Source organism: Klebsiella sp. C283, assembly GCF_048822555.1.
Taxonomy (GTDB): domain Bacteria; phylum Pseudomonadota; class Gammaproteobacteria; order Enterobacterales; family Enterobacteriaceae; genus Klebsiella; species Klebsiella quasipneumoniae.
Genome location: NZ_JBMEZS010000003.1, coordinates 208,669 through 233,750, shown reverse-complemented (window position 1 = coordinate 233,750; position 25,082 = coordinate 208,669). Strand labels below are relative to the sequence as shown.

At 59.7% G+C, this 25,082-nt stretch carries 27 protein-coding genes; 11 read left to right on the top strand and 16 right to left on the bottom strand.

The genetic code is table 11. The features are described from left to right. Positions 1-169 precede the first annotated feature (169 nt). The 4 genes from hxpB to ACOI7Z_RS06865 all read left to right on the top strand — a co-directional run bounded on the left by hxpB (position 170) and on the right by ACOI7Z_RS06865 (position 3,958). Positions 170-838: a hexitol phosphatase HxpB gene (gene hxpB / locus ACOI7Z_RS06880; RefSeq protein ID WP_087848738.1), complete on the top strand. Its 669-nt coding sequence runs from the start codon at positions 170-172 to the stop codon at positions 836-838. Positions 839-987: 149 nt separating this feature from the next. Next, a complete protein-coding gene (gene kduD / locus ACOI7Z_RS06875; RefSeq protein ID WP_087848737.1) occupies positions 988-1,749 on the top strand; it encodes a 2-dehydro-3-deoxy-D-gluconate 5-dehydrogenase KduD in 762 nt (253 codons plus the stop codon). Between the two features lie 91 nt (positions 1,750-1,840). After that, positions 1,841-2,431 carry a metal-dependent hydrolase gene (locus ACOI7Z_RS06870; RefSeq protein WP_023289309.1) on the top strand — a complete coding sequence of 197 codons (591 nt, stop codon included), beginning with the start codon at positions 1,841-1,843 and terminating at the stop codon, positions 2,429-2,431. A gap of 135 nt (positions 2,432-2,566) precedes the next feature. Next, positions 2,567-3,958, top strand: a complete 1,392-nt coding sequence (locus ACOI7Z_RS06865; protein WP_023289308.1) for an L-cystine transporter — start codon at positions 2,567-2,569, stop codon at positions 3,956-3,958. Positions 3,959-4,015: 57 nt separating this feature from the next. On the opposite strand, the gene cedA is transcribed toward ACOI7Z_RS06865, so the two are convergent. Next, entirely contained in the window at positions 4,016-4,270 is a 255-nt protein-coding gene (gene cedA, locus ACOI7Z_RS06860) for a cell division activator CedA (RefSeq protein ID WP_008807754.1), read from the bottom strand. Positions 4,271-4,460: 190 nt separating this feature from the next. Between cedA and katE the strand changes: the two genes are divergently transcribed. Next, positions 4,461-6,719: a catalase HPII gene (gene katE / locus ACOI7Z_RS06855; RefSeq protein WP_087848736.1), complete on the top strand. Its 2,259-nt coding sequence runs from the start codon at positions 4,461-4,463 to the stop codon at positions 6,717-6,719. A 56-nt stretch (positions 6,720-6,775) separates the two neighbouring features. Here katE and chbG read toward each other — a convergent pair whose 3' ends face one another. The 8 genes from chbG to osmE all read right to left on the bottom strand — a co-directional run bounded on the left by chbG (position 6,776) and on the right by osmE (position 12,701). After that, positions 6,776-7,534, bottom strand: coding sequence for a chitin disaccharide deacetylase (gene chbG / locus ACOI7Z_RS06850; RefSeq protein ID WP_087848735.1), 759 nt, complete (start codon positions 7,532-7,534; stop codon positions 6,776-6,778). Positions 7,535-7,546: 12 nt separating this feature from the next. Beyond that, positions 7,547-8,893 carry a 6-phospho-beta-glucosidase gene (locus tag ACOI7Z_RS06845; RefSeq protein WP_087848734.1) on the bottom strand — a complete coding sequence of 449 codons (1,347 nt, stop codon included), beginning with the start codon at positions 8,891-8,893 and terminating at the stop codon, positions 7,547-7,549. A 110-nt stretch (positions 8,894-9,003) separates the two neighbouring features. Next, complete coding sequence (chbR, locus tag ACOI7Z_RS06840; protein ID WP_004203825.1) at positions 9,004-9,828, bottom strand: transcriptional regulator ChbR; 825 nt, start codon at positions 9,826-9,828, stop codon at positions 9,004-9,006. A gap of 27 nt (positions 9,829-9,855) precedes the next feature. Continuing rightward, positions 9,856-10,203, bottom strand: a complete 348-nt coding sequence (chbA, locus tag ACOI7Z_RS06835) for a PTS N,N'-diacetylchitobiose transporter subunit IIA (protein WP_023289303.1) — start codon at positions 10,201-10,203, stop codon at positions 9,856-9,858. Positions 10,204-10,256: 53 nt separating this feature from the next. Further along, positions 10,257-11,615: a PTS N,N'-diacetylchitobiose transporter subunit IIC gene (chbC, locus tag ACOI7Z_RS06830; protein WP_004203823.1), complete on the bottom strand. Its 1,359-nt coding sequence runs from the start codon at positions 11,613-11,615 to the stop codon at positions 10,257-10,259. 11 nt (positions 11,616-11,626) lie between these two features. After that, positions 11,627-11,743 (bottom strand): hypothetical protein, encoded by a 117-nt coding sequence (locus ACOI7Z_RS06825; RefSeq protein WP_032429133.1) that lies wholly within the window; start codon positions 11,741-11,743, stop codon positions 11,627-11,629. A 20-nt stretch (positions 11,744-11,763) separates the two neighbouring features. Continuing rightward, on the bottom strand, positions 11,764-12,084 hold the full coding sequence (chbB, locus tag ACOI7Z_RS06820; RefSeq protein WP_087848733.1) for a PTS N,N'-diacetylchitobiose transporter subunit IIB: 321 nt from the start codon (positions 12,082-12,084) through the stop codon (positions 11,764-11,766). A 278-nt stretch (positions 12,085-12,362) separates the two neighbouring features. Further along, positions 12,363-12,701, bottom strand: coding sequence for an osmotically-inducible lipoprotein OsmE (osmE, locus tag ACOI7Z_RS06815; protein WP_023289302.1), 339 nt, complete (start codon positions 12,699-12,701; stop codon positions 12,363-12,365). A 282-nt stretch (positions 12,702-12,983) separates the two neighbouring features. On the opposite strand from osmE, the gene nadE reads away from it, so the two are divergent. Together nadE and cho are read left to right on the top strand one after the other, a co-directional pair. Continuing rightward, a complete protein-coding gene (nadE, locus tag ACOI7Z_RS06810; protein WP_023289301.1) occupies positions 12,984-13,811 on the top strand; it encodes an ammonia-dependent NAD(+) synthetase in 828 nt (275 codons plus the stop codon). A gap of 99 nt (positions 13,812-13,910) precedes the next feature. Continuing rightward, positions 13,911-14,774 carry an excinuclease Cho gene (gene cho / locus ACOI7Z_RS06805; RefSeq protein WP_087848732.1) on the top strand — a complete coding sequence of 288 codons (864 nt, stop codon included), beginning with the start codon at positions 13,911-13,913 and terminating at the stop codon, positions 14,772-14,774. A gap of 87 nt (positions 14,775-14,861) precedes the next feature. Here the strand turns inward: cho and spy are convergent, their stop codons facing one another. The 6 genes from spy to astC form a co-directional block, all read right to left on the bottom strand. Continuing rightward, on the bottom strand, positions 14,862-15,347 hold the full coding sequence (spy, locus tag ACOI7Z_RS06800; protein ID WP_072096650.1) for an ATP-independent periplasmic protein-refolding chaperone Spy: 486 nt from the start codon (positions 15,345-15,347) through the stop codon (positions 14,862-14,864). A 343-nt stretch (positions 15,348-15,690) separates the two neighbouring features. Then, the gene (gene astE, locus ACOI7Z_RS06795) at positions 15,691-16,656 is read right to left on the bottom strand and encodes a succinylglutamate desuccinylase (RefSeq protein ID WP_087848731.1); all 966 of its coding nucleotides are present in this window, start codon (positions 16,654-16,656) and stop codon (positions 15,691-15,693) included. 9 nt (positions 16,657-16,665) lie between these two features. Then, positions 16,666-17,991 carry an N-succinylarginine dihydrolase gene (gene astB / locus ACOI7Z_RS06790; RefSeq protein ID WP_065882991.1) on the bottom strand — a complete coding sequence of 442 codons (1,326 nt, stop codon included), beginning with the start codon at positions 17,989-17,991 and terminating at the stop codon, positions 16,666-16,668. After that, positions 17,988-19,466, bottom strand: a complete 1,479-nt coding sequence (astD, locus tag ACOI7Z_RS06785) for a succinylglutamate-semialdehyde dehydrogenase (RefSeq protein WP_087848730.1) — start codon at positions 19,464-19,466, stop codon at positions 17,988-17,990. The genes astB and astD overlap by 4 nt, the downstream gene beginning before the upstream one ends. Continuing rightward, positions 19,463-20,497 carry an arginine N-succinyltransferase gene (gene astA / locus ACOI7Z_RS06780; protein ID WP_023289295.1) on the bottom strand — a complete coding sequence of 345 codons (1,035 nt, stop codon included), beginning with the start codon at positions 20,495-20,497 and terminating at the stop codon, positions 19,463-19,465. Before astA ends, astD begins: the two co-directional genes overlap by 4 nt. Next, positions 20,494-21,714 carry an aspartate aminotransferase family protein gene (gene astC, locus ACOI7Z_RS06775; RefSeq protein WP_023289294.1) on the bottom strand — a complete coding sequence of 407 codons (1,221 nt, stop codon included), beginning with the start codon at positions 21,712-21,714 and terminating at the stop codon, positions 20,494-20,496. The genes astA and astC overlap by 4 nt, the downstream gene beginning before the upstream one ends. Positions 21,715-22,152: 438 nt before the next feature. On the opposite strand from astC, the gene xthA reads away from it, so the two are divergent. Further along, positions 22,153-22,959 (top strand): exodeoxyribonuclease III, encoded by an 807-nt coding sequence (gene xthA / locus ACOI7Z_RS06770; protein WP_023289293.1) that lies wholly within the window; start codon positions 22,153-22,155, stop codon positions 22,957-22,959. Positions 22,960-23,114: 155 nt separating this feature from the next. Here xthA and ACOI7Z_RS06765 read toward each other — a convergent pair whose 3' ends face one another. Beyond that, entirely contained in the window at positions 23,115-23,258 is a 144-nt protein-coding gene (locus ACOI7Z_RS06765) for a hypothetical protein (RefSeq protein ID WP_023289292.1), read from the bottom strand. Here ACOI7Z_RS06765 and ACOI7Z_RS06760 point away from each other — a divergent pair. From ACOI7Z_RS06760 to ACOI7Z_RS06750, 3 genes are read left to right on the top strand one after another with little or no spacing between them, the layout of a single operon-like run. Next, positions 23,190-23,828, top strand: coding sequence for a TVP38/TMEM64 family protein (locus ACOI7Z_RS06760; RefSeq protein ID WP_223822588.1), 639 nt, complete (start codon positions 23,190-23,192; stop codon positions 23,826-23,828). The genes ACOI7Z_RS06765 and ACOI7Z_RS06760 overlap by 69 nt on opposite strands. Beyond that, positions 23,815-24,525 (top strand): TVP38/TMEM64 family protein, encoded by a 711-nt coding sequence (locus tag ACOI7Z_RS06755; protein ID WP_087848729.1) that lies wholly within the window; start codon positions 23,815-23,817, stop codon positions 24,523-24,525. Before ACOI7Z_RS06760 ends, ACOI7Z_RS06755 begins: the two co-directional genes overlap by 14 nt. Continuing rightward, on the top strand, positions 24,522-25,082 hold the full coding sequence (locus ACOI7Z_RS06750) for a carboxymuconolactone decarboxylase family protein (RefSeq protein WP_064158338.1): 561 nt from the start codon (positions 24,522-24,524) through the stop codon (positions 25,080-25,082). The genes ACOI7Z_RS06755 and ACOI7Z_RS06750 overlap by 4 nt, the downstream gene beginning before the upstream one ends.

Genomic DNA, 25,082 nt, shown 5'->3' with positions numbered 1-25,082 from the left:
CGCGTTAGTGGTTCGCCTGCCGCCCGTTGCGTGGCGCAGGCGCTCCTCGCTTACCCGAATGTGTCGGGTATAAGTCTATCTTCCACGGCGAATTTCGCCCAATAACGCGCGGTATGATATACCATGAATGCCGATTCGTTTATCTGATTACGCAACAGGAGAAGGACATATGTCAGCGAAGCGCCGCATTGAGGCTGCGATTTTTGATATGGACGGGTTGCTGATTGACTCTGAGCCGCTTTGGGATCAGGCGGAGGTCGAGGTCATGGAGAGCCTGGGGGTGGATACCCGCCGCCGCGATGAACTGCCCGACCTGCTGGGTCTGCGAATCGACCTGGTGGTGGATCTGTGGTACGCGCAGCAGCCGTGGCGCGGCGTGGACCGCGCGGAAGCCACCGCGCGCATTATCCGTCGCGCCATTGAACTGGTGGAGACCTCACGTCCGCTGCTGCCGGGGGTGCGCGAGGCGGTGGCCCTGTGTAAAGCCCAGGGGTTGAAGGTTGGGCTGGCCTCAGCCTCGCCGCTGGTGATGCTGGAGAAAGTGCTCAATATGTTCGAGCTGCGCGATCAGTTTGATGCCCTCGCCTCGGCGGAGCATCTGCCCTGGAGCAAACCGCACCCGCAGGTGTATCTCAACTGCGCCGCCGCCCTCGGGGTCGACCCACAGCGCTGCGTCGCGCTGGAGGACTCGGTCAACGGCATGATCGCCAGCAAAGCTGCGCGCATGCGCGCTATCGTGGTGCCGGAAGCGGAGAACAGCCGCGACCCGCGCTTTGTGCTGGCGGACGTCAAGCTGCCGTCACTGCAGGCCCTGACCGTCGAGGCGCTGCTCGGGTAAGGCCGCTGGCGGCTGACGCGATCGCCGTCACGCCGCCGGCAATAAAATCAAAACAGCGTTTCATTTTAATTGTAATTTTGTTTTTCTGCCTCTATGCTGGGCACAGGTGGCGTCATCGTACGCCTGAAGATCAGCACGCAGAGGTGAATATGGTACTGAACGCCTTCGACCTGACGGGTAAGGTCGCCATCGTGACCGGTTGCGATACCGGCCTGGGACAGGGAATGACGCTGGGCCTGGCGCAGGCCGGATGCGATATCGTCGGCATCAATCGCAAAATTCCCCACGACACGGCCGCGCAGGTTGAGGCGCTGGGCCGCCGTTTTCATGCCATTCAGGCGGATCTCAGCCATCAGGATGATATGACCGTTCTGGTCGACCAGGCGGTGGCGGCGATGGGCCGGGTCGATATTCTGGTTAACAACGCCGGGATTATCCGCCGCCATGACGCCCTGACCTTCACGGAAAGCGACTGGGACGCGGTCATCGATCTGAATTTGAAAGCGGTTTTCTTCCTCTGCCAGGCGGTCGCCAGGCAGTTCATTCGCCAGGGTGAAGGCGGGAAAATTATTAACATCGCCTCGATGCTCTCGTTTCAGGGCGGGATCCGCGTCCCCTCTTATACCGCCTCGAAAAGCGGCGTGCTGGGCCTGACCCGCCTGCTGGCCAACGAATGGGCTGATCAGGGTATCAACGTCAACGCCATTGCGCCCGGGTATATGGCCACTAATAACACCCAGGCGCTGCGCGAAGATGAAGAGCGTAACCAAGCAATCCTTGAGCGTATCCCCGCCGGTCGCTGGGGGGTGCCGGGTGACCTGCAGGGGCCGGCGGTGTTTCTCGCCTCGTCCGCCGCCGACTATATTCATGGCTATACCCTGGCCGTCGACGGCGGATGGCTGGCGCGCTGAGAATTTGTGACAAAGAGTTACACCGTCACCTCTTCCGTGCACTGTATAAAAACCCTATACTGTATGAATCGACAGTTTAGGGTGTGTTATCATGACGGCGGAAGGCCATCTCTTCTTTTCAATCGCCTGCGCAGTATTTGCCAAAAACGCAGAGTTAACGCCGGTGCTGGCGCAGGGCGACTGGTGGCATATTGTGCCCTCCGCGGTCTTGACCTGCCTGCTGCCGGACATCGATCACCCAAAGTCGTTTCTTGGCCAGCGGCTGAGCTGGATCTCCAGGCCCGTGGCGCGGGCCTTTGGCCACCGCGGCTTCACCCACAGCCTGCTGGCGGTGTTTGGCGCGCTGACGCTATTCTACCTCAAGGTGCCTGACAGCTGGATTGTCCCGGCGGACGCCCTCCAGGGCCTGGTGCTGGGCTATCTCAGCCACATTCTCGCCGATATGCTCACCCCCGCCGGAGTGCCGCTGCTATGGCCGTGTCGCTGGCGCTTCCGGCTGCCGATCCTTGCGCCGCGCAAAGGCAACCAGCTGGAGCGCGCCTTATGCATGGCGCTGTTCGTCTATGCCGTCTGGATGCCGCAGACGCTGGCGGACAACAGCGCGATACGCTGGTCTTCCGGGGTGATTAATTCCCTGCAGATCACCTTCAATCGCTTCATAAGTCACCAGAGTGGGCGATAAACCGGCAGAAAACGCCATTTGGTTATAACCCATTCCATTTGAATATAAGTCCTTGATAACGCCTTCTGCTAACCTTGCGGTCATAAGAGCTGGTTATCCACCAGCCCAGGTTATAAAAATATCAGGAGAACGGGGATGAACTTTCCATTAATAGCGAACGTAGTCGTGTTCGCCGTATTGCTGTTTGCGCTGGGGCAAACTCGCCATAAACAGTGGAGCCTGGCCAGGAAGGTCCTGGTCGGCCTGGCGATTGGCGTGATCTTCGGTCTGGCGCTACAGCTGATCTATGGGTCTGACAGCCAGGTGCTGAAAGATTCCATCCAGTGGTTCAATATCGTCGGCAACGGTTATGTCCAGCTGCTGCAAATGATCGTTATGCCGCTGGTCTTCGCGTCAATCCTTAGCGCGGTGGCCCGCCTGCACAATGCCTCACAGCTGGGGAAAATCAGTTTCCTGAGCATCGGTACTCTGCTGTTCACCACCCTGATCGCCGCCCTGGTTGGCGTGCTGGTGACCAACATGTTCGGCCTCACCGCCGAGGGGCTGGTCCAGGGCAGCGCGGAGACCGCCCGTCTGAACGCCATTCAGAGCAACTATGTGGGTAAAGTGGCCGATCTCAGCGTCCCGCAGCTGATCCTCTCCTTCGTGCCGAAGAACCCGTTTGCTGACCTCACCGGGGCTAACCCGACCTCGATCATCAGCATCGTCATATTCTCGGCGTTCCTCGGCGTCGCAGCCCTGAAGCTGCTGAAAGAGGATGTGGAAAAAGGCCAGCGCGTACTGACCGCCATCGATACCCTGCAGGGCTGGGTGATGAAGCTGGTTCGTCTGGTGATGCAGCTGACCCCTTACGGCGTGCTGGCGCTGATGACCAAAGTGGTTGCCGGGTCGAATCTACAAGATATCATCAAGCTTGGCGGCTTCGTGGTGGCCTCGTACATCGCGCTGGGCATCATGTTTGTCGTTCACGGCCTGCTGCTGGCGATTAACGGCATCAGCCCGCTGAAGTACTTCCGTAAAGTCTGGCCGGTGATCACCTTCGCCTTCACCAGCCGCTCCAGTGCCGCCTCCATTCCACTGAACGTGGAAGCGCAGACCCGTCGTCTCGGCGTACCGGAGTCGATTGCCAGCTTCTCCGCCTCCTTTGGCGCCACCATTGGTCAGAACGGCTGCGCCGGTATCTACCCGGCCATGCTGGCGGTGATGGTCGCACCGACCGTAGGCATCAACCCGCTGGATCCGATGTGGATTGCCACCCTTGTGGGCATCGTCACCGTCAGCTCGGCGGGCGTCGCCGGGGTGGGCGGCGGGGCCACCTTCGCCGCGCTGATCGTCCTGCCGGCGATGGGCCTGCCGGTGACCCTCGTGGCGCTGCTGATCTCCGTCGAACCCCTGATCGATATGGGGCGTACCGCGCTGAACGTTAACGGCTCCATGACCGCCGGGACGCTGACCAGCCAGTGGCTGCGCCAGACCGACAAGTCGATTTTCGATAGCGAAGAAGAGGCCGAACTGGCGCATCGCTAAACGGTAAGCACAAAAAAACCGCTGATAATCAGCGGTTTTTTTATTTCTGCAGGAGATTCAGGCTTCAATCTCACCTTCCTGACGCACCTGGTTAGCCCAGCGCTGCGCCGACTCCGGCACGCTGAACGCCGGTGAACGGCGGAAATGCTCCCCCATCAGCAGAAAGGCGACATACTTCCCGCGCAAAATCCAGACATCGCGAAAATGGTCCATTTTCACGGCATGTTCCGGGGGCGCAGGCTCCACGCGCGGCACGTAGCTAATGACAGGGCGATTTTGTTGGCGCAATGGTTTCATAACAAATGGATTCACTAAGCAAAGCGGGAAACAGAAACCTCTATCATAGCCGATCGTGGCCCCGTTCGTCGCCCCCCTGCCGCCGATGCGCATTTTAGGATAACTCCCTGCCCCCTCGCCGGGCGCAGCCAGCGTAATGTTCTATAGTTAGAAGGGTTTTGGTTTATCAACGACCACTTTTAGCAATGAAAGCAGGAGACGAGCAATGTCTGATAAGCACCCAAACCCGCACCACCAGCAGGCACCGGTTCACGGCAGCGAGGAAGCGCAGCCGGGTCTCGACTCGCTGGCGCCGGATGACCGGGAGTGGCGCCCCACGCCGAAACCCACCGCCCCTGGCGCTGAACCGACCGCCCCTGGCAGCCTGAAAGCGCCTGATACCCACAGCAGCAAACTTGACGCCCTGGAGCCGCAGCGCAAAGGCGGAGAAGACTATCCGCTGACCACCAACCAGGGCGTGCGCATTGCCGACGATCAGAACTCGCTGCGCGCCGGCGCCCGCGGCCCAACGCTGCTGGAAGATTTCATTCTGCGGGAGAAGATCACCCACTTCGACCATGAGCGAATTCCGGAGCGTATCGTACATGCCCGCGGCTCAGCGGCCCACGGTTACTTCCAGCCCTACAAAAGCCTGACAGCGTTGACCAAAGCCGATTTTCTCTCGGCAGCCGATAAAATCACCCCGGTCTTTGTGCGCTTCTCCACCGTGCAGGGCGGCGCGGGGTCGGCGGACACCGTTCGCGATATTCGCGGCTTCGCCACCAAGTTTTACACCGACGAGGGGATTTTTGACCTCGTCGGCAACAACACCCCGGTCTTCTTCATTCAGGACGCGCTGAAGTTTCCCGACTTTGTCCACGCCGTGAAGCCTGAGCCCCACTGGGCCATCCCCCAGGGACAAAGCGCTCACGACACCTTCTGGGACTACGTTTCCCTGCAGCCGGAAACGCTGCACAACGTGATGTGGGCGATGTCCGATCGCGGCATTCCGCGCAGCTATCGCACCATGGAAGGCTTCGGGATCCACACCTTCCGCCTGATCAATGCCGAGGGCAAAGCCACCTTTGTTCGCTTCCACTGGAAACCGGTCGCCGGCAAGGCGTCGCTGGTGTGGGATGAAGCGCAGAAGCTGACCGGCCGTGACCCCGATTTTCATCGCCGCGACCTGTGGGAGGCCATTGAAGCCGGGGACTACCCGGAATTTGAGCTCGGGCTGCAGCTGATCCCCGAGGAGAACGAATTTGATTTTGACTTCGACCTGTTAGATCCCACCAAGCTGATCCCTGAGGCGCTGGTGCCGGTGCAACGGGTCGGCAAAATGGTCCTCAACCGCAACCCGGACAACTTCTTTGCCGAGAACGAACAGGCGGCCTTCCATCCCGGGCATATCGTACCGGGCATCGATTTCAGCAACGATCCGCTGCTGCAGGGACGTCTCTTCTCCTACACCGATACGCAGATTAGCCGCCTCGGCGGACCGAATTTCCATGAAATCCCGATCAACCGGCCAACCTGCCCGTACCACAACTTCCAGCGCGACGGTATGCACCGGATGGAGATTGACACCAACCCGGCCAACTACGAACCCAACTCGATCAACGACAACTGGCCGCGCGAGACGCCGCCAGCCGCCAAACGCGGCGGTTTCGAGTCCCTTGCCGAGCGCGTCGACGGCGAGAAGATCCGCCAGCGCAGCCCTTCATTCGGCGAATATTACGCCCAGCCGCGTCTGTTCTGGCTGAGCCAGACGCAGATTGAGCAGCAGCATATTATCGATGGCTTCAGCTTCGAGCTCAGCAAAGTGGTCCGCACCTGGATCCGCGAGCGGGTGGTCGATCACCTGGCCCATATTGATACCCGGCTGGCGGAAGCGGTCGGGGCGAATTTAGGTATTGAACTGAGCGATGAGCAGCGCAGCCTCTCTCTGCCCTCCCCGGTCAACGGCGTGGAGAAAGATCCCACCCTCAGCCTCTATGCGGACGCCGAAGGGGATGTGAAAGGTCGCGTGGTGGCGGTGCTGCTCAATGAGCGTACCTCGGCGCAGGACCTGGTCCATCTCCTGCAGGCGCTACAGGCCCAGGGCGTGCACAGTAAACTGCTCTATTCGCGGATGGGCGAGGTCATCGCCGACGATGGGTCTCCCGTGCCGATCGCCGGCACCTTCGCCGGTTCCCCATCGCTGACGGTGGATGCCGTGGTGGTGCCCGGCGGCGACCTCAGCGCCCTGAGCCAGAGCGGCGATGCGCGCTACTACCTGCTGGAGGCCTATAAGCACCTGAAGCCGATCCTGCTGGCAGGCGATGCGCGGCAGTTAACGTCGGTTCTCCAGGTCCCGGCCCAGGGTGAAGAGGGCGTCATCGTTACCGATGCTCTCGACACCCCGGCGGCAGATAAACTGCTCGCCCTGATGACGGCCCACCGGGTGTGGTCGAGAAGCCCAAAAATCGCCGCTATTCCGGCGTAGCAAAAAGCCCGGCACGGTGTGCCGGGCTTGACTCACTTTCCTTTCCCCCGTCGGGCTTACACGTCGCGGTAGGTTCCCAGGCGATAACCCCGGTCGGCCACCGCCGCTTTCAGCGAGGCAGAGGTCAGCACATCAAGCTCGCCCAGCCGCGGGTAGCAGTAGGCGCTGCCCATGATGGTCTGGTCGACAAAGGCCGGATGGCACATCACCTCCAGGGAGCGCTCCTCGCGGGCGATTGAGGCGTCCAGCGTCTGCAGGAACAGCGCCTCAGAGACGGCTTCCCCGTAAAACTCGCTGCTGAAGCCTGCGCTGCTGCGCGTCGCCTGCTGATCGAGACCGCTCTGCGCCGCCACCTGGCGATCGATGCGCAACGCGATGCCTTTATCGCGGGCAAAAGCGGCGACGATGGGATAGATCGCGGCGATCATATGCACATGGTGATGGCTGTCGAGATGCGTCGGCTCATGGCCGAAGAGATCGATAAAACGACGGTACTGACACGCCAGCTCGTGGGCAATCTCCTCCAGCGGCAGGTTATCTTCTTCCGCCTGCTGCCAGATCCATTTGCCCAGCCGGCCGTCGCGGGTTAACCCCGGCATGGCCGACAGCGGTTCGCCAAGCGTCAGCACAAAGTGCATCCCGACCGCCAGCTCCGGCGTACTGCGGCTCAGCTGGGCGGCGTGGTCAATAGCCGCGCCGTTGACCAGCGCCGTAGTCGATGTCACCACGCCGTTGCGGCAGGCTTCGATAATGCCGTAGTTCTGCCCTTTACTGAGGCCGAAGTCGTCGGCGTTGACGATCAATACCCGTTCCATTTGCCGCTCCCGTTACGCTTTCAGTTTTTTGATCGTCGCCGCAAAGTTCGGCAGCCATTTTTCATGAGCCAGAATCATCTCCCGCGCCAGCTGCTCGGCGTCACGATCGGAATGGATCAGCGGGCTTAAGTTCAGCGCCAGCAGCACGTCGTTCAGCTCGCCGCTGATCGCCGCCTGGCTGGCCGCCACTTCAAACCCTTTGATGGTGTAGATAAGCCCCAGCACCTTCTCGTCGAAATGGGTGATGCGCGGCGTCGGCTTCGCGCCATCGCGACCTAAGGTGCAGCTCATCTCGACCGCCCAGTCCGCCGGGATATTATCGATATGGCCATGATGCGGGATATTTACATAGTGCTCAGTCTGCTTGTCGTTATAGATAGCGTTGATCACTTCGCAAGCGGCATCGGAGTAATAGGCGCCGCCGCGCTGCTCCAGCTCCTTCGGCTTGACCTTGAGATCCGGATTTTTATACAGCTCGAACAGCTGCTTCTCCACCTTCTGCACCACCTGGGCGCGCGCGCCGCCCTTATAGTACTCGCCCATCTCAATCGCCAGCATCTCTTTTGGCTTAAAGTAATAGAGCAGATAGGAGCATGGGATCAGGCGCAGGGAGCGGATCAGCCCCTCGCTAAACGGCAGGTCGAAGATATTTTTTACCGAGTTCGCGGTCAGGCGGCCGGAGGCAACGCCGTCCAGCAGTTCATCGAAGCGCGAGACGCCGTTAACCAGCACGTCGCGGACGAACACCAGGTGGTTCAGACCGAACAGGTCGATGTTCAGCTCATCGCTCGGGCTGAGCTGCAGCACGTCGGTGATGAACATCTTCATGCCGATGGGAATGTTGCACACGCCGATAAAGCGTTTGAAACTGGTGTGGCGATAGACCGCCTCGGTGACCATGCCCGCCGGGTTGGTGAAGTTAATGATCCATGCGTCCGGGCAGATCTCCTGCACATCTTTCACGATGTCGAAAATCACCGGGATGGTACGCAGCCCTTTAAACAGCCCGCCCGCCCCGTTGGTCTCCTGGCCAAGATAGCCGTGGCTCAGCGGGATGCGCTCATCTTTTTCACGCGCCTTCAGCTGGCCCACCCGCAGCTGGGTGGTAACGAAATCCGCGCCCTGCAGCGCCTCGCGGCGGTCCAGCGTTTTATAAACCTTCATCGGCACGCCGGCTTTTTCCACCATCCGCTCGCACAGCGCATGGATAATATCGAGCTTCTCCTGGCCCTCTTCCACATCCACCAGCCACAGCTCTGTCACCGGCAGTTCATGATAACGTTTCAGAAAACCTTCCAGTAATTCCGGGGTATAGCTGCTACCGCCGCCAATGGTGACGACTTTTAATTTCTGGCTCATTTTTTTCTCCCTTAGGCGCTGCGCCTGGGCGCAGGCCGCTCTCCGCATAAATGCGGACAGTTAACTTAAATTAGTTACGGTGTAAGCCGGGCGGCTAATACCGCGCGGGTTTAATTAATACTGGTCAAATGTTTGCGATAACTGCTCGGCGTAAACGAGGTCAGCTTTTTAAAGGTTTTAATAAACAGGCTCGGGCTGCTGTACCCTGATTCATAGGCAATATCCGTCACCGAATAATTGGTAATTTCCAGCTGCTTTTTGGCAAAGTTAATACGGATATCGTTAATTATCTGCATCGGCGTTTTACCATAATAGCGCTGGGTCGCCCGGGTTAAATATTCCTGCGTTTTGCCCGATAGCCGAACCATATTCTCGAGGGCGCTCTCGCCAAACTCCAGTTTATCGTGCATGGCCTCAACGGTATTTTTTAACCATTGTGGGACGACGTCTGCAACCGGCTCTTCGCGATAGTGACGTAAACGGTTAATGACATAAAAGGAGACCAGCTCGATAAATTCGTCAAATTCCGTTTCGCGAAAATTGAGTGAGGCGATGACCGACTCAATATAGCCGAGAAAAGCGCTCTGCACGGCATAGACCTGCGACGCCACCAGGCCAAACGGCAGCAACGGCAGATAGTGTTTCTCAAAGAAGCGCCTGCTGATGCCGACGTTAAGGATGCGCGTCGCACCAAATTCGTAGAAGCTCTGGTGGTGCGAGCCCATCGGGATAAAGACAAAATCCCCGCGCTCCAGCAGCACCCGTTTGCCATTGATCTCCTGGTAATAGCGCCCGGTTAATACGACGGTAAATTCGTAGTAATCATGCTGGTGGAGCCCGCTCACGCTTTCCGTTTTGTTATAGATGACCACATGAAAGTTCTTCCCGTTGAACAACTGCTGTTCTCTGGCGGTACTGATCTCGGTGGTCATCATCCTGGGCTGCCTCATCGTCGTGATGGCCTATTGTACCTTCTCGTGCAGCTCAATCAATTCCGCAACCAGCTCGCGGGCCAGCATGGAGGTCATCAGGTGATCCTGAGCATGCACCAGCACCAGGCTGACCTTCATTTTCCCTTCGCCCTCGTCGCTTTCTATAAGCTGGGTCTGAACGCGATGCGCCTCGCTCAGCGCCTGACGCGACTGCTCCATCATCGATTTCGCCGCGGCAAAATCTCCCTGCTTGGCCTGTTTTAGCGCGGCATAGGCCAGGCTACGGGCTTGTCCGGAGTTGATAATCAGCCCCATCACCACCTCTTCGAGGTCGTTTTCCGGGGTCTCTACCGCGTCGATGTTGTCCAGATCAAACATAATATTTCCCTCATTTCTCAGGCGGTACGGGACGCTGCCCGTACCGCGCGGTATCAGAATTTCAGTGCGTTGGCGATGTCTTCTTCGCTCTCTTCCTGCTCGATGACGGTCTGCGCTTTATTCGACAGCACCACAAACGGCAGGTAGACCAGGGTGGAGACGCCAAGGTTGAACAGGGCGACCAGCAGAGCGGCGACGCTGCCGTTACTGTTGAAGAACGCCCCCAGGCCAGTTGGCATGGTCCACGGCGCCAGGTTGGTCACCGGTGGGATAATCCCCAGGCTGTAGGCCGCGAGAGTAATGGCCGCCAGAATCGGCTGGACCAGCACGAACGGGATGAACATGACCGGGTTCATGATGATCGGCAGGCCAAACAGAATCGGTTCGTTAATCTGGAAGATGCCTGACGGCAGCGCCAGCTTCGCAACCTGACGATGGTCAGCGCGACGGGAAGCGATAAAGATGGCGATGATCAGACCCAGCGTCGCCCCGGAACCCCCCAGCAGGATGTAGGAGTCGAGCATCGGCTTGGCCCAGAAGTGGAACTGTTTACCCGCTTCGATCGCCGCATCAACCGATCCGTACTGGTTGTACAGCGCGATGTTTTCCAGCGCCCATGGCGTCATGATGCCGTTATCCAGCGCGGTCAGCGCCAGCGAACCATGCACCCCGAAGAACCACAGCAGGGAGTTAAAGATGACGTATGCCCAGCCGACCACGCTGCCCATCGCCGCCAGCGGCGTAGAGATGGAGTCCATGATGATCTGGTGGAAGTTGCTGCCGTAGCTCGACAGGGCCCACGAGATAATGCCGAAGATGGAGAGGATCAAGAAGCCAGGGATCAGCGCGGAGAAAGAGCGCGATACCGACCCCGGCACGCTGTCCGGGAGTCTGATCACCCAGTTGCGACGGATCACGAAGGTGAACAGCTCCGCGACGACCAGACCGATAATCATGCCGGAGATGATGTTCTGCCCGCCCAGCCAGTTGGCGCCGACGGCATAGGCTTCGCCCACGCTATACGGGGTCACGGTCATAAAGGCCGCGACCGCCAACAGGCCTGCGGCCATCGGGTCGACTTTGCGCTCTTCCGCCAGCGCGGAGCCAATAAAGAATGGCGCCATCAGCGACATAATGCCGAGGGTGCCGTTATAGACGTTACCGCCGATAGCCTTAAAACCGTTTAAGGTTTCAATGGTGGAGGCATCCAGGCGAATGCCCATGGAATAAAAGAAAGAGCCTTCGCCGAAGCTCAGAAAAACGTTGTTAATTAATACAAACATGGCCCCGGCGAGGGTCAACGGCATTAATTTAATGAATCCATTTTTAATCGCATTAATATGCGGCTGCTTTCCTATTTTCACTGCAAAAGGAAGGAGTACCTTTTCAAGCGAGTCGATCACTTTACTCATAGTCAATACCCTTAAAAGCCGCAATAAACTATTACGGCGATGATGTATGAAATTACTCTTTGACGGGAAAATAAACTCTTTATTCTTTGACGTCCGGCAACGGGATGCCGCCAGGCGTCAAAATATATCGAGTTTTAAAATTTAAAAATTATTGTGCTGCAGCTTTCTTAATGGCCGCGACGGCGGCTTTCAATACACCTAAACCATCCACCTTGCCATACAGAAGAGAATCGATGACTTCTACCGGTTTATTCGGCAGCAGGCGCTGAATTTCCGGTAACATATACGCAATTTGTGGCCCTAATAATACAACGTCGGCTTTCGGTCCCTTTTCACCCGCGAGAGTCTCAGGATAGGCTTCAATAATGACCGGGACTTCGTATTTTTCCGCCTGCGCCCGCATTTTGGAGACCAGCAGTGACGTGGACATGCCTGCCGAGCAGAACAGATAAATGTGTTTCTTTTCCATGAACGCTTCCTCAATGTGTGAGACCAGGGCCTTCAGTAACCGCTGAGAGCCGGTAAGACTGGGAACATCCGGTTAATTCTGTTTATGGGTTGAGTATACGGCAACCTGAGCCGTCGTGATAATTCCCTGTTGAACAGAATTGTCTCTCATTGACCTCCGGTTTTGACTACCCTCACATTTTCATCCAAATAATTCGCGCAATTAAATAAGCATCAGGACTCACAAAAAAGCCCGACCAGTGGTCGGGCTTACGTACAACTCAGTCAACAGTAGGGCGCTTACTTAGCGTTGCGTGGATCCGTATCATACTCAGCGCAGGTCTGGTAGCCGGAGTTCATCACGTGCCCCGTTTCGTCGAGGGCCACAAAGTAGGTCTCCACTTTACCATCTCGTTGACCGAGGATATAGGTCTGGCAGGTGCCGCGGGCATGGACCATCGTCACTTCCGTTGAAGGTTTGCCAGCGATCTGCATCACCTGCTCACGCGACATTCCTTTCTTCACATCTTTCACCACCGGCTGGGTAAACTGGTCTTTGGTACGATCGTAAGCGGTACAGCCCGCGAGTAAGGTTAACGCGACGGTGACGCCCAGTATTCCTGCTAAGCTTTTGTTCATTTTGGTTCCTCTCTTCCACTGTGTAACGATAAGCCTGGAATAAATAGTGTTATTTTTCAAGCCGAACAGCGAAATCATGTCTGATTGTGTTATTGCGTAAACAGGATTGACGCTCCGCCGACGACCGGCGCTTTCTCCTGCGCGCGGGCATCTATAATGAAATCCTATGTCATTGATTGCCTTCTTTTCCGGCAGTCAAAACCCCGGTCCTTGTCGTTTCAGCGGCAAAGAGGTAGCTTTAAGCCAACAGGTTGCCAAACAGATTCACTTTCGGAGGGCGCGATGACGCTACAACAAGAGATTATTCAGGCGCTGGGCGCGAAGCCGCAGATTGATGCCGCAGGCGAGATCCGCCGCAGCGTCGATTTCCTGAAATCCTATCTGCAGACTTACCCTTTTATTAAATCGCTGGTGCTGGGTATCAGCGGCGGCCAGGACTCGACCCTGACGGGGAAACTGTGCCAGATGGCGATCAATGAACTGCGCGCCGAAACTGGCGACAGCAGCCTGCAGTTTATCGCCGTGCGTTTACCCTACGGCGTGCAGGCGGATGAGCAGGACTGCCAGGATGCCATCGCCTTTATTCAGCCTGACCGCGTGTTGACGGTGAATATCAAAGCCTCGGTACTGGCAAGCGAACAGGCCCTGCGCGAAGCGGGGATCGAACTGAGCGACTTCGTTCGCGGCAACGAAAAAGCCCGTGAGCGCATGAAAGCCCAGTACAGCATCGCCGGGATGACCAAAGGGGTGGTGGTCGGCACCGACCATGCGGCGGAAGCGATTACCGGCTTCTTCACTAAATATGGCGACGGCGGCACCGACATCAACCCGATCTTCCGCCTGAACAAACGTCAGGGCAAACAGCTGCTGGCCCATCTCGGCTGCCCGGAACATCTGTATAAGAAGCTGCCGACCGCCGATCTGGAAGACGATCGTCCCTCCCTGCCGGATGAAGTGGCGCTGGGGGTCACCTATGAGAATATCGACGACTATCTGGAAGGCAAAACGCTGGACCCCAGCATCGCCAAAACAATCGAAGGCTGGTATCTGAAAACCGAACACAAGCGTCGGCCGCCCATCACCGTCTTTGACGATTTCTGGAAAAAATAGTCCCTCCCTCGCCCCGGCCCGCGCCGGGGTTATTTTTTGCGCTTTTCGCCGCAAAAACCGCCTGCTATACTGGATAGATAGACAGTATCAGGAGTTATTGTGGCCAGAAAGCAATCTGCCCCGCGTCTGGAGTTTGAGGCGGCGGCGATCTATGAATATCCCGAACACCTTCGCCCGTGGCTGGAGGCGCTGCCGAAGCTGCCGGGCGTCTATCAGTTTCACGGCGACAGCGACACGATGCCGCTCTATATCGGCAAGAGCGTTAACCTGCGCAGCCGGGTGCTCTCCCACCTGCGCACGCCTGAAGAGGCCGCGATGCTGCGTCAGTCCCGGCGTATTACCTGGCAGCGCACCGCTGGCGAGCTGGGGGCGCTGCTGCTGGAGGCGCGGTTAATTAAAGAGCAGCAGCCGCTGTTTAACAAGCGGCTACGGCGTAACAAGCAACTCTGCGCCTGGCTGCTTGCGGACGACCGGCCGCAGATTGTCTATGCCCGCGAAGTTGATTTCTCTCATCAGCAGCATCTCTATGGTCTGTTCGCCAACCGGCGGGCGGCGCTGCAGATGCTGCAGAGCCTCGCTGACGAACAGCGCCTCTGTTATGGCCTGCTCGGTCTGGAGCCGCTCAGCCGCGGTCGCGCCTGCTTTCGATCCGCGCTGGGCCGCTGCGCCGGCGCCTGCTGTGGAAAGGAGAGCGTGGAGGCGCACCGCCAGCGTCTGCTGGCGCAGATGAGCAAGCTACAGCTGGTGTGCTGGCCTTGGGCAGGACCGGTGGCGCTGGAGGAGCGCGGCACTGATATGACGCAGTATCATGTCATTCATAACTGGCTGTGGCTGGGGGCCGTCGACTCGCTCGACCAGGCCGCTGAGCTCACCCGCCTGCCCGCCGGATTCGACCAGGATGGTTACAAAATTCTCTGTAAACCTCTGCTCAGCGGCAACTACCCGCTGCACCCGCTTAGCTGAGAAGCCAGAAAGAAAAAACCGCCGGCCCTGCCCAACGCCTGATGGCATTATTGGGCAAGACCGGCGGTCTTGATTCAGTACGCTACATTATTCAGCGGGTGCAGGCATTTTACCTGCCGGCGCGTTGCGTTCTGTCAGATGCTTCTCAAAATTGGCATTGAACTGTTTTTTCTGCTCTGGGGTCAGAATGTTGTAGATCTTGTTCTGCGTTTCCAGGCGGGACAACGCCATCGCTTTATGCTGCGCCTCCATCTTATCGATCTGCGCTTCCGCTTTCGCCTTGTCGAAGGTATCGCTGGCGATCAGCTCGTGCATCGCGCGGCGTTCGTCAAGGGACGGACGCTTCATGTTTTCGCGCTGGCTCTTCATGATGTCACGGATCTGCTGCTTCTGCGCATCGGTCAGGTTGAGGCCTTTAAACATCATGTCATGCTGACCCGGGCCGCCTTTATGATGCATCATCATCGGCTTGCTGTCGCTCGGCGCGGTGGTGGTATCGGCGGCGTGTGCCAGGTTAGCCGCGCCCAGAGCCAGAGTAGAGGCAACAAACAGTGCAGTGAGTTTCTTCATCATTCAATCCTTACTTTACGTTATTCTTACGGCGCGTTGCCGTGTTGACGAGATTAACTTTACGACGTTAATCGTCAATTAGTCAGAGCAAGAGTAAAACAATGAAAGTGTAAAAAACAGTTTCTCACCAATTATGGAGAAAATAAGGAATTTGAACGAGGAATTGCAATAAAAAATAAATAACATACTGTTTTTCAGAGAAATTATGGAGAGTATAAAGGAGGGGAGATTAAAAACAAAGCATTTTACCAGGAATAATCTGCAAATTTACGCTGGCGCACGAAAAAATAAGAAGATGTAAAACGACGCGCGAAATTAAGCAGGCCGCCCGGTGGACGGCTTGCCGTCAGGGTAATTTTTCCAGCATCAGGCCAGCGCGCAGCCCCCTGGCCACCGCCGGATTGGGAAACAGAACATACTCCGGCTCTGCCCCCACCACATACCGCATCTCCCCCTCCTCCGCCAGCAGCGTGCCTGGGGCGAAGGGGGTGAAGTTCAGCGTCCGATCCGCCATATGCAGACGGAAATCATCGCTATGGCGGGTGATCTGCTGCACCACCCGGTAGCGCAACGGCGCCGGGGCGTCGGCAATGGCCAGATCCCCCACCAGCAGCCGGGAGATAGCCCCCTCGGCGGCGGCAAACTGCGACAGATCGTTTTCCCCCAACGGCAGCGCTTTGCCCAGCTCAAGGGTGCAGGCCAGCGCCGCGAACCGCTCGCAGCTGAAGTGGGTGAAGGTCCCGCCTGGCTGGCGATGAAACACCAACGCCTCCAGCCCGGCGCCGCCCAGCCAGTGAAGAAAATCATCCTCCCAGGGCGTATCGCGAGCCGGGAGCACCCCGAAGCGCGGATGCAGCGACCCGCGGATCGCGGTATGCAGATCGAGGTGCCAGCGCGGACCACCGTGGTCGCGATAGAAGCGGCCCACCGCCTGCTCCAGCCGCTGCGCCCGCTGTGTCTCCTCGCTGGTCGGGAATTGCCGCCAGCGCTCGCCAAACATCCGGTTCATATCGCTGTGCAGATAGCGTTTATTCGCCCGCAGCGCCGGCGGGTTACCGACGATCACCAGCAGCCGCCAGCGCAGGGGGAGTTCCTCCCGAACCAGCCGCTGCACCAGCCGGTCGACAATCTCCACCGGCGCCGTTTCGTTGCCATGGATGGCGCATGAGAGCACCAGCCCGCGCTCGCAGCGCGCATGCGGCGTCAGCTCAAGGATCCCCTCCCCAAGCCAGTGCCAGCGGAAATGGGCCGTCTCGCCGTGAAAGTGATGGGGCAAACGCCCCGCCAGGGTTAATGCCAGAAAGTGTTCCACCGCGCCCCCTTATTGCTGAAATGGATAAACCGAACCGAGCTGCAGGATCTGGGTCAACCGATCCAGCGCGTCGCGCCCTTCCCGCAGCAGCTGGGGGTCGGCGAGGTCGGCCTGGGTGAGACGATCGCGATAGTAGCGATCCACCCAATCATTGAGGGTGGCAAACAGCGTATCGTTCATCAGGACGTGCGGATTGACCGCCTGATACTCCTCGGCCGTCAACACTACCCGCAGACGCAGGCACGCCGGACCGCCGCCGTTGGCCATACTCTCGCGCAGATCAAACACCTGCAGCGCGGCGATGGGGTTATCCCCGGCCAGCAGCTCATTGAGATAGTTCCACACGCCCGGATGCGCCTGGGCTTCCTGGGGCAGGATCAGCGCCATGCTGCCGTCCGCCCGGCTCAACAGCTGGCTATTGAACAGATAGGTGGCAACCGCCTCTTCCACCGTGACCCGGCTGGCGGGAACCACCAGCGGGGTGAAGCCCGGCACCTGCTGCGCCAGCTGCTGCAAAACCGCGTTCTGGTCGGCAAAGGCCTGCTCATGGCAGAACAGGACCTGACGATTGCTCACCGCGATGACATCGTTATGAAAAACCCCCATGTCGATCGCCGCCGGATGCTGGCGGGCGAAGATCAGCTGGCGGGGATTGACCTGATTAAGGCGCGCCACCGCCTGGCTGGCCTCAAGAGTTTGCCGCGCCGGATAGCGACGCGGCGCCTCTTCGCTTCCCCGGCGGCGGCCATAGACAAAGAGCTGAACGCCGGGGGCGCCATATTCCCCGCCGAGACGATTATGGTTCGCCGCCCCTTCGTCGCCAAACCATGCCGAGGCAGGCAGCGCCGGGTGGATGGCAAATCGCGTGCGGTCCGGGAATATCGCCTGCAGCAACGCCCGGGTGGTGGGGGCTTCGCTGGCGCGGTGGAATTTATCCTGCAGATTCGCCACCGTCAGGTGTACCAGGCCATCCAGCGAATCGGCGGAGGGACAGACCGTCGCGGCGTTGGCCACCCACATCGCCGAGGCCGAACTCACCGCCGACAGCAGATCCGGATCCTGCTGAGCCGCGCGAGCCACCACCTGTTCATCGCTGCCGCTAAAGCCCAGCTGACGCAGGAGCGGCACGTTGGGCCGCTCCTGAGGGGGGATCACCGCCTGCGGATAGCCGGCGTCGGCGAGGGCTTTCATTTTTTTTAGCCCCTGCTTTGCCGCCAGCTGCGGGTTCGACACCCGAAAGCGGTGCCGGGTGGAGGCCTCATTGCCAAAGGAGAGCCCGGCGTAGTGATGGGTCAGTCCGGGCAGACCGTCAAAGTTGACTTCGCGGGCGGTCATGACGCCTCCCCGGCCCGAAAGTCGAGCCCTGGATTGAGACTGGCGGGCAGCGTCAAGGTCGGCGATTCGAGACTGGCCATCGGCCAGGCGCAATAATCGGCGGCATACCAGGCCCCGGGGCGATGATTGCCAGAGGCCCCGGTGCCGCCGAACGGCGCGGTACTCGCCGCCCCGGTCAGCGGTTTGTTCCAGTTGACTATCCCGGCCCGCGCCTCAAGCAGCAGCCGATCGAACTTCTCCCGTTCCGGGGAGATTAACCCGCAGGAGAGCCCGAAGCGGGTGGCATTGGCCAGGGCAATCGCCTCCTCGAAAGTGTCGTAGCGCCAGACGCCAAGCAGCGGGCCGAACACCTCTTCATCCTCGACCTGGGCCACGTCGCTCATGTCGACAATCCCCGGCGTCAGCAGCGACGTCCCGGCCTGCAATAAGCGCGGCTCCAGTAGGGTGGCTGCGCCAGCGGCGATCCGCTGCAGCCAGGCCTGATGCACTTTCTGCGCGGCCTGTTCAGAGATAAGCCCGCCGAGAAACGGCTGCGGCTCGGCGTCCCACGCCGCGGGGATCAGCCGTTGGCTCACCGTCACCAGCCTGGAGAGGAAAGCATCTCCCGCCTCTCCGCGCCGGACCAGCAGACGCCGGGCGCAGGTGCAGCGCTGGCCGGCGGTAATAAAGGCGGACTGGATGGTCAGATGCACCGCGGCATCGACGTCCCGCGGATCGTCGACGATCAGCGGGTTATTGCCGCCCATCTCCAGCGCGAGGATCTTCTGCGGCTGTCCGGCCAGCTGGCGATGCAGATGAAAACCGGTGGTCGAACTGCCGGTAAACAGCAGCCCGTCGATATCCGCCTGGCCGCTGAGCGCCTCGCCGGTTTCCCGACCGCCCTGCAGCAGGTTGAGCACCCCGGCGGGCAGGCCGGCCTGCTCCCACAGCTTCACCACCGCTTCGCCACTGTGCGGGGTGAGTTCGCTGGGTTTAAACACCACGGTATTGCCCGCCAGCAGCGCTGGCACGATATGCCCGTTCGGCAGATGGCCGGGAAAGTTATAGGGGCCAAAGACCGCCAGCACGCCATGCGGCCGGTGACGCAGCGTCGCGGCGCCATCGGGCAGATCGCTGTGCTGTTCGCCGGTGCGGGTGTGGTACGCCTTCACCGAGATCGCCACCTTGTTGATCATCGCCGTCACTTCCCCGGCCGCCTCCCAGCGCGGCTTTCCGGTCTCGGCGCCGATAATCGCCGTCAGCTCCGCCTTGCTGGCCTCCAGCAGCGCGGCAAATTTTTCGACGATGACCTGGCGGTCGGCAAACGGCAGCCGCGCCCAGGCCGGGAACGCCTGGCGGGCTGCCGCCACCGCCTCGGCGACCTGCCCGGCGTCCGCCGCCTCTCCCTGCCAGACAACCTTCAGGTTGACCGGATCCTGTTTGCTGAAGCGCGGCCCATCGCCGGGCCGCCACTCGCCGTTAATCCACAGACTCATGCGGTTTTCTCCTCAGGGATCAGGCGCACCATGCGCACCTGGTCGCCGGCATGACACTTCAGCATATCCAGCTCGCGGGCGCTGAGGGTCAGGGTGTCGCCATCCGGGTCGGCATGCACCAGCAGGGCGCGGAACTGGTGGTACTGTTCGTTCGCCACCAGGCACAGCGGCCCGTCGCCGGGCGGCGTTTCGCCGGCCTCGGTGGTCACCAGACGGCTTTTACGGATCGCCCGCACCCGGTCGATATCGCACTCCAGGGTCGGGCCGCCGTCGAAAATATCGATGTAGTTCAGGTAGCGGAATCCCTCTTTCTCCAGCACCGTCCGGGCCGGGGCGGTCTGCGGGTGGACCTTGCCGATCACCGCCTGCGCCTCGGGGGTGAGGAAATCGATATACAGCGGGTGCTTGGGCATCAGGGCGGCAATGAAAGCCTTCTGTCCGGTGCCGCACAGGTAGTCGGCGCGGGAAAACTCCATGGCGAAAAAGCGTTTGCCCAGGCTCTCCCAGAATGGGGAATAGCCGTGCTCGTCAATCACCCCGCGCATCTCGGCAACCACCTTCTCATTAAAGCGCTCGCGAAAGGCGGCCATAAATAAGAAGCGCGACTTCGACAGCAGATAGCCATTGCCCTCTTTGCGCCACTGTGGGTCGAGGAACAGGGTACACAGCTCGCTGCTGCCGGTGTGGTCGTTACTGAGAAACAGCGTCGGCAGCGCCTGATAGACGTTAAGCTCCTTCGAGGCATGGACCTGGGTGCCGACCCGGTAGTTGTACCAGGGATCGTTGAGCCCCACCGCCACCTCTATCGCGCAGATGCCCACCACAGCGCCGCTCTCGCTCTCTTCCAGCACAAAGACATAGCCCTGCTCGCTTTTCGGCAGCTCGCCGCGCCAGGTTTGCTGTGAGCGGGCGATCCGCGCCGCGAGGGTGGCTTCATCCACCGGCAGCGAGGTCAGCCCGCCGCCGGTCTCCGCCGCCAGCTTCAGCAGCCCGGGCAGATCGCCCGGCTCCACCGGTCGAATAACCATCATGATGAAACTCCCGCCAGGAATCGCGCGCAGGCCCGCTCGACGCGATCCAGCCCGCTGTTCACCTCTTCTTCACTGACGTTCAGCGCTGGCGCGAAACGCACCACGTTGGCGCCGGCGATCAGGATCATCACGCCCTCTTCCGCCGCCAGGTTGCTGAGGGTTTTCGCCTTCCCGGCCCAGGCGTCGTTCAGCACGCAGCCGATCAGCAGCCCCAGGCCGCGGATCTCCTTGAACAGACCATAGCGGGCGTTGATCGCCTGCAGGCGTTCGCAAAACCACTGATGGCGCTGTCTGACGCCGGAGAGCACTTCCGGGGTATTGACGATCGAAAGCAGCTCGCCGGCCACCGCCCCCGCCAGCGGGTTACCGCCGTAGGTGGTGCCGTGGGTGCCGACGGTCATTACGCTGGCGCAGGCCTCTGTCGCCAGCAGCGCGCCGATGGGGAAGCCGCCGCCCAGCGCTTTGGCGGTGGTCAGCACATCAGGGGTCACGCCGTAGTGCATATAGGCATACAGTTCGCCGGTGCGCCCGACCCCGGTCTGCACTTCATCGAAAATCAGCAGGGCGTTGTGCTGGTCGCAAAGCTGGCGCAGGCCGCGTAAAAACTCGACGCTGGCCGGCACCACGCCGCCTTCGCCCTGCACCGGCTCGACGATCACCGCGCAGGTTTGGTCATTGATTAAGGCCTTTGCCGACGCGAGATCGTTAAACACCGCATGCTGGATCTGCGGCGGCAGCGGGGCAAAATCCCGGGAGTAGGCCGGCTGACCGCCTGCCGAAACGGTGAACAGCGTCCGCCCGTGGAAGGCGTTCTGGAAGGCGACAATGCCGCTTTTCTCGCTGCCAAAGCGATCGTGGGCATATTTACGCGCCAGCTTGAGCGCCGCCTCATTGGCCTCGGCCCCGGAGTTACAGAAGAAGACCCGGTCGGCGAAGGTGGCATCGATAAGCATTTTGGCCAGACGCAGGATCGGCTCATTGGTATAGCCATTGCCGGTATGCCAGAACTTGCCAGCCTGATCGGTGAGGGCCTGCACCAGACGCGGATGCGCATGCCCCAGCGCGTTCACGGCGATGCCGCCGGCAAAATCGATATACTCTTTGCCCTGCTGATCCCACAGCCGCGACCCGGCGCCCCGCACCGGAATAAACGCCGCTGGCGCGTAGACCGGCATCATCCATTCATCAAAGTGGTTACGCGTAATTGACTGAGACATATCGACCTCTTCCGGTAAATCAAAAGTAGCAATAATGTTAATAAATATGAGTTATTACGCTGTAAATGTAGATTGCACGGTTCGTGCCAGCCAGCGATAAAAATGCATAAACCGGATGAGATAACGCAATATCAATGAGTTACAACCTGGCGCCATTCACATAAAATGCATAATTAGTGAATAAGTATCCGATAAAGGGGGATGAACAGTGATTAAAGAAGATAAGTTATGCAAAGGTAAGATATAATTCTGTAATTGTGATCTTCTGCGAAATTTATCGTAGCTATTTGCCCTTTTTTGGCGCGGCGTGCCCGCAAAAGGGGCACCCACGGTACGCTCATGCGCAGCGATTGGCAGAATGACGCATCGGATGGCAGCCAGCCTGGCGAATTTCTGCTACCATCCCTGCACTATTCACCTTGCACAGTGGCAGCGACTATGAAATTCGTCTCTTTTAATATCAACGGCCTGCGCGCCCGCCCACACCAACTGGCCGCCATCGTCGAAAAGCACCAGCCGGACGTGATTGGCCTGCAGGAAACCAAAGTTCACGACGATATGTTCCCTCTCGAAGAGGTCGCCAGACTCGGCTATAACGTCTTTTATCACGGCCAGAAAGGCCATTATGGCGTCGCTCTGCTGACCAAAGAGACGCCGATTGCCGTCCGCCGCGGTTTCCCGGACGATGGTGAAGAGGCTCAGCGCCGCATCATCATGGCCGAGATCCCGTCGCCGTTCGGTAACGTTACGGTGATTAATGGTTATTTCCCGCAAGGTGAAAGCCGCGATCATGAGACCAAATTCCCGGCCAAAGCGGCGTTCTATCAGAATCTGCAGAACTATCTGGAGACCGAGCTCAATAAAGAGAATCCGGTGCTGATCATGGGCGATATGAACATCAGCCCTACCGATCTCGACATCGGTATCGGTGAAGAGAACCGCAAACGCTGGCTGCGCACCGGCAAATGTTCCTTCCTGCCGGAAGAGCGGGAATGGATGGACCGTCTGCTGGGCTGGGGCCTGGTGGATACCTGGCGTCAGGCTAACCCGGACAATCAGGAGCACTTCTCGTGGTTTGATTACCGCTCCAAAGGATTCGACGATAACCGCGGGCTGCGCATCGACCTGCTGCTGGCCAGCCAGCCTCTGGCCCAGCGCTGCGTGGAGACCGGAATCGATTATGAGATCCGCGGAATGGAAAAACCGTCCGACCACGCGCCGGTGTGGGCCACCTTCCGGCCGTAAGCCACGTCCTGACCTGCCTCCCGCCGCGCGAGGGGCAGAATTTCCTGAGCAAAATCAACAAAGCGACGGTAAACCATTGTGGCCGTCGTCTGAACAGGATACTGTCGCGCGCACTTTTTAATGTCCACCGCGTCCAGGCTGTACAGGAGACCCCTTCATGAAAAAGAAGCCATCATCCGGCCATTGGTAAAGGGCTGGGACTCATCGCGCTGGCGGCCACGCTGGCCGTTATCAGCCACCGCGTCGGTCTCCACGATCTGCTGACTCACCTGCATCTGCTGCAGGAGACCCTGCGCCATCAGGGCGCCTGGGGCTATCTGGTCTATGCAGCGCTGTTTATCATTGCCACCCTGTGCCTGATCCCCGGCAGCCTGCTGGTGATCGCCGGCGGAATACTCTTCGGCCCGCTGACCGGCTCTCTGCTCTCGTTTGCCGCGGCCACTGTCGCCTCTTCGCTGTCGTTTTTGATCGCCCGCTGGCTTGGGCGCGATCTGCTGCAGCGCTATGTGGGCCATACCGCCGTCTTCCAGGCCATTGAGCGCGGTATCGCCCGCAGCGGCAGCGATTTTCTGATCCTCACCCGCCTGGTACCGCTCTTTCCCTACAACATTCAGAATTACGCCTACGGCCTGACGGCGATCCCCTTCTGGCCTTTTACCCTGATCTCCGCCGTGACCACCCTGCCGGGCCTGGTGATCTATTCGGTGATGGCCAGCGAACTGGCTCGCGAGGGAGCGACCTTCGCCTTCGCGCTCAAGCTGAGCCTCGCCGGCGGACTGCTGTTTGCCCTGGTGCAGATGGGCAAACGGTTTGCCCGCGCCCGCCGTGTGGCAACGCCCGGCGAGGAGGTGCGCCATGACCCGACCTGATCGCCGTCACCTGCGCCGCGCCCGGCTGGCTCTCGCCGTGGTGGCCGTTGCCGCTCTGGCCGCCTGGCTGTGGTTCCCCGGCGGGCGAGCCTTTCTGCAGCACAGCCTGACGGCGCTAGCGTCGCTGGATCCCCAGCATGTTAAAGACTTTATCGCCGCCTGGGGGGCGCAGGCGGCGCTGGTCTCTTTTGCGCTGATGATCCTCCAGACGATCGTCGCCCCGCTGCCGGCCTTCCTGATCACCCTGGCGAACGCCGCGCTGTTCGGCTCCTTCTGGGGCGGCGCGCTGTCGTGGTTCAGCGCCATGGTCGGCGCCGGGCTCTGCTTCTGCATCGCCAGAGCGCTGGGGCGCGAGGTGGTGGAGAAACTCACCGGCCGCACGGTGCTGCGCAGCGTCGACGGCTATTTCGCCCGCTTTGGCCCGCAGACGATCCTGATCTGTCGCCTGCTGCCGTTTGTCCCTTTTGATCCGGTCAGCTATGCCGCCGGACTGACTTCGCTGCGCTTCTGGCCCTTTATGCTGGCCACCGGCGTGGGACAGCTGCCGGCGACCATCGTCTATTCCTGGGCCGGGAGCCTGCTGACCGGAGGCGCCTTCTGGCTGGCCACTGGCCTTTCGCTGCTTTTTGCCCTGGCGGTGGTCATCTCCATCGCCAAAAATATTTACCGTGAACGTCATAAGAGATCGTCGCCATGAGCTTACCCCCGCTGGATACTGTCCCCCTGATCCTTCGTCCGCAGGCCTGGCTGCACCGTCGTCATTACGGCCAGGTGCTGAGCCCCATTCGCTGGTGGGGACGGATCCCGTGGCTGTTTTACCTGGTCTCGCTGTTCGTGGGCTATATTGAACGCCGCCGCTCGCCGCTGGATCCGGTGCTGCGCTCGCTGGTCAGCGCCCGCATCGCCCAGCTGTGCCACTGCGAATTCTGCATCGATATCACCAGCATGACCCTCGCTGCGCGGAGCGGAGGCCGCGACAAACTGCTGGCGGTCGCCGACTGGCGCAACAGTACGCTGTTTAGCGAGCAAGAGCGTCTGGCGCTGGCCTATGCCGAAGCCGCCAGTCAAACGCCGCCGGAGGTGGATGATGCCCTGCGCAGCGCGATGGCGGCGCATTTTGACGCCCGGGCGCTCACCGAGCTGACCGCCCTGATTGGCCTGCAAAATTTATCAGCGCGGTTCAACGCCGCGATGGCGATCCCGGCCCAGGGGCTGTGCAAGATCCCCCCCTCTTCCCCGCACAATAAGGAGTAA

Bases quoted from the DNA above. Each gene is read 5' to 3' on its own strand.
- hxpB (WP_087848738.1), top strand. From the start codon at position 170: ATGTCAGCGAAGCGCCGCATTGAGGCTGCGATTTTTGATATGGACGGG.
- kduD (WP_087848737.1), top strand. From the start codon at position 988: ATGGTACTGAACGCCTTCGACCTGACGGGTAAGGTCGCCATCGTGACC.
- ACOI7Z_RS06870 (WP_023289309.1), top strand. From the start codon at position 1,841: ATGACGGCGGAAGGCCATCTCTTCTTTTCAATCGCCTGCGCAGTATTT.
- ACOI7Z_RS06865 (WP_023289308.1), top strand. From the start codon at position 2,567: ATGAACTTTCCATTAATAGCGAACGTAGTCGTGTTCGCCGTATTGCTG.
- katE (WP_087848736.1), top strand. From the start codon at position 4,461: ATGTCTGATAAGCACCCAAACCCGCACCACCAGCAGGCACCGGTTCAC.
- chbG (WP_087848735.1), bottom strand. From the start codon at position 7,534: ATGGAACGGGTATTGATCGTCAACGCCGACGACTTCGGCCTCAGTAAA.
- ACOI7Z_RS06845 (WP_087848734.1), bottom strand. From the start codon at position 8,893: ATGAGCCAGAAATTAAAAGTCGTCACCATTGGCGGCGGTAGCAGCTAT.
- chbR (WP_004203825.1), bottom strand. From the start codon at position 9,828: ATGATGACCACCGAGATCAGTACCGCCAGAGAACAGCAGTTGTTCAAC.
- chbA (WP_023289303.1), bottom strand. From the start codon at position 10,203: ATGTTTGATCTGGACAACATCGACGCGGTAGAGACCCCGGAAAACGAC.
- chbC (WP_004203823.1), bottom strand. From the start codon at position 11,615: ATGAGTAAAGTGATCGACTCGCTTGAAAAGGTACTCCTTCCTTTTGCA.
- chbB (WP_087848733.1), bottom strand. From the start codon at position 12,084: ATGGAAAAGAAACACATTTATCTGTTCTGCTCGGCAGGCATGTCCACG.
- osmE (WP_023289302.1), bottom strand. From the start codon at position 12,701: ATGAACAAAAGCTTAGCAGGAATACTGGGCGTCACCGTCGCGTTAACC.
- nadE (WP_023289301.1), top strand. From the start codon at position 12,984: ATGACGCTACAACAAGAGATTATTCAGGCGCTGGGCGCGAAGCCGCAG.
- spy (WP_072096650.1), bottom strand. From the start codon at position 15,347: ATGATGAAGAAACTCACTGCACTGTTTGTTGCCTCTACTCTGGCTCTG.
- astB (WP_065882991.1), bottom strand. From the start codon at position 17,991: ATGACCGCCCGCGAAGTCAACTTTGACGGTCTGCCCGGACTGACCCAT.
- astD (WP_087848730.1), bottom strand. From the start codon at position 19,466: ATGAGTCTGTGGATTAACGGCGAGTGGCGGCCCGGCGATGGGCCGCGC.
- astA (WP_023289295.1), bottom strand. From the start codon at position 20,497: ATGATGGTTATTCGACCGGTGGAGCCGGGCGATCTGCCCGGGCTGCTG.
- astC (WP_023289294.1), bottom strand. From the start codon at position 21,714: ATGTCTCAGTCAATTACGCGTAACCACTTTGATGAATGGATGATGCCG.
- xthA (WP_023289293.1), top strand. From the start codon at position 22,153: ATGAAATTCGTCTCTTTTAATATCAACGGCCTGCGCGCCCGCCCACAC.
- ACOI7Z_RS06765 (WP_023289292.1), bottom strand. From the start codon at position 23,258: ATGGCGCAGGGTCTCCTGCAGCAGATGCAGGTGAGTCAGCAGATCGTG.
- ACOI7Z_RS06755 (WP_087848729.1), top strand. From the start codon at position 23,815: ATGACCCGACCTGATCGCCGTCACCTGCGCCGCGCCCGGCTGGCTCTC.
- ACOI7Z_RS06750 (WP_064158338.1), top strand. From the start codon at position 24,522: ATGAGCTTACCCCCGCTGGATACTGTCCCCCTGATCCTTCGTCCGCAG.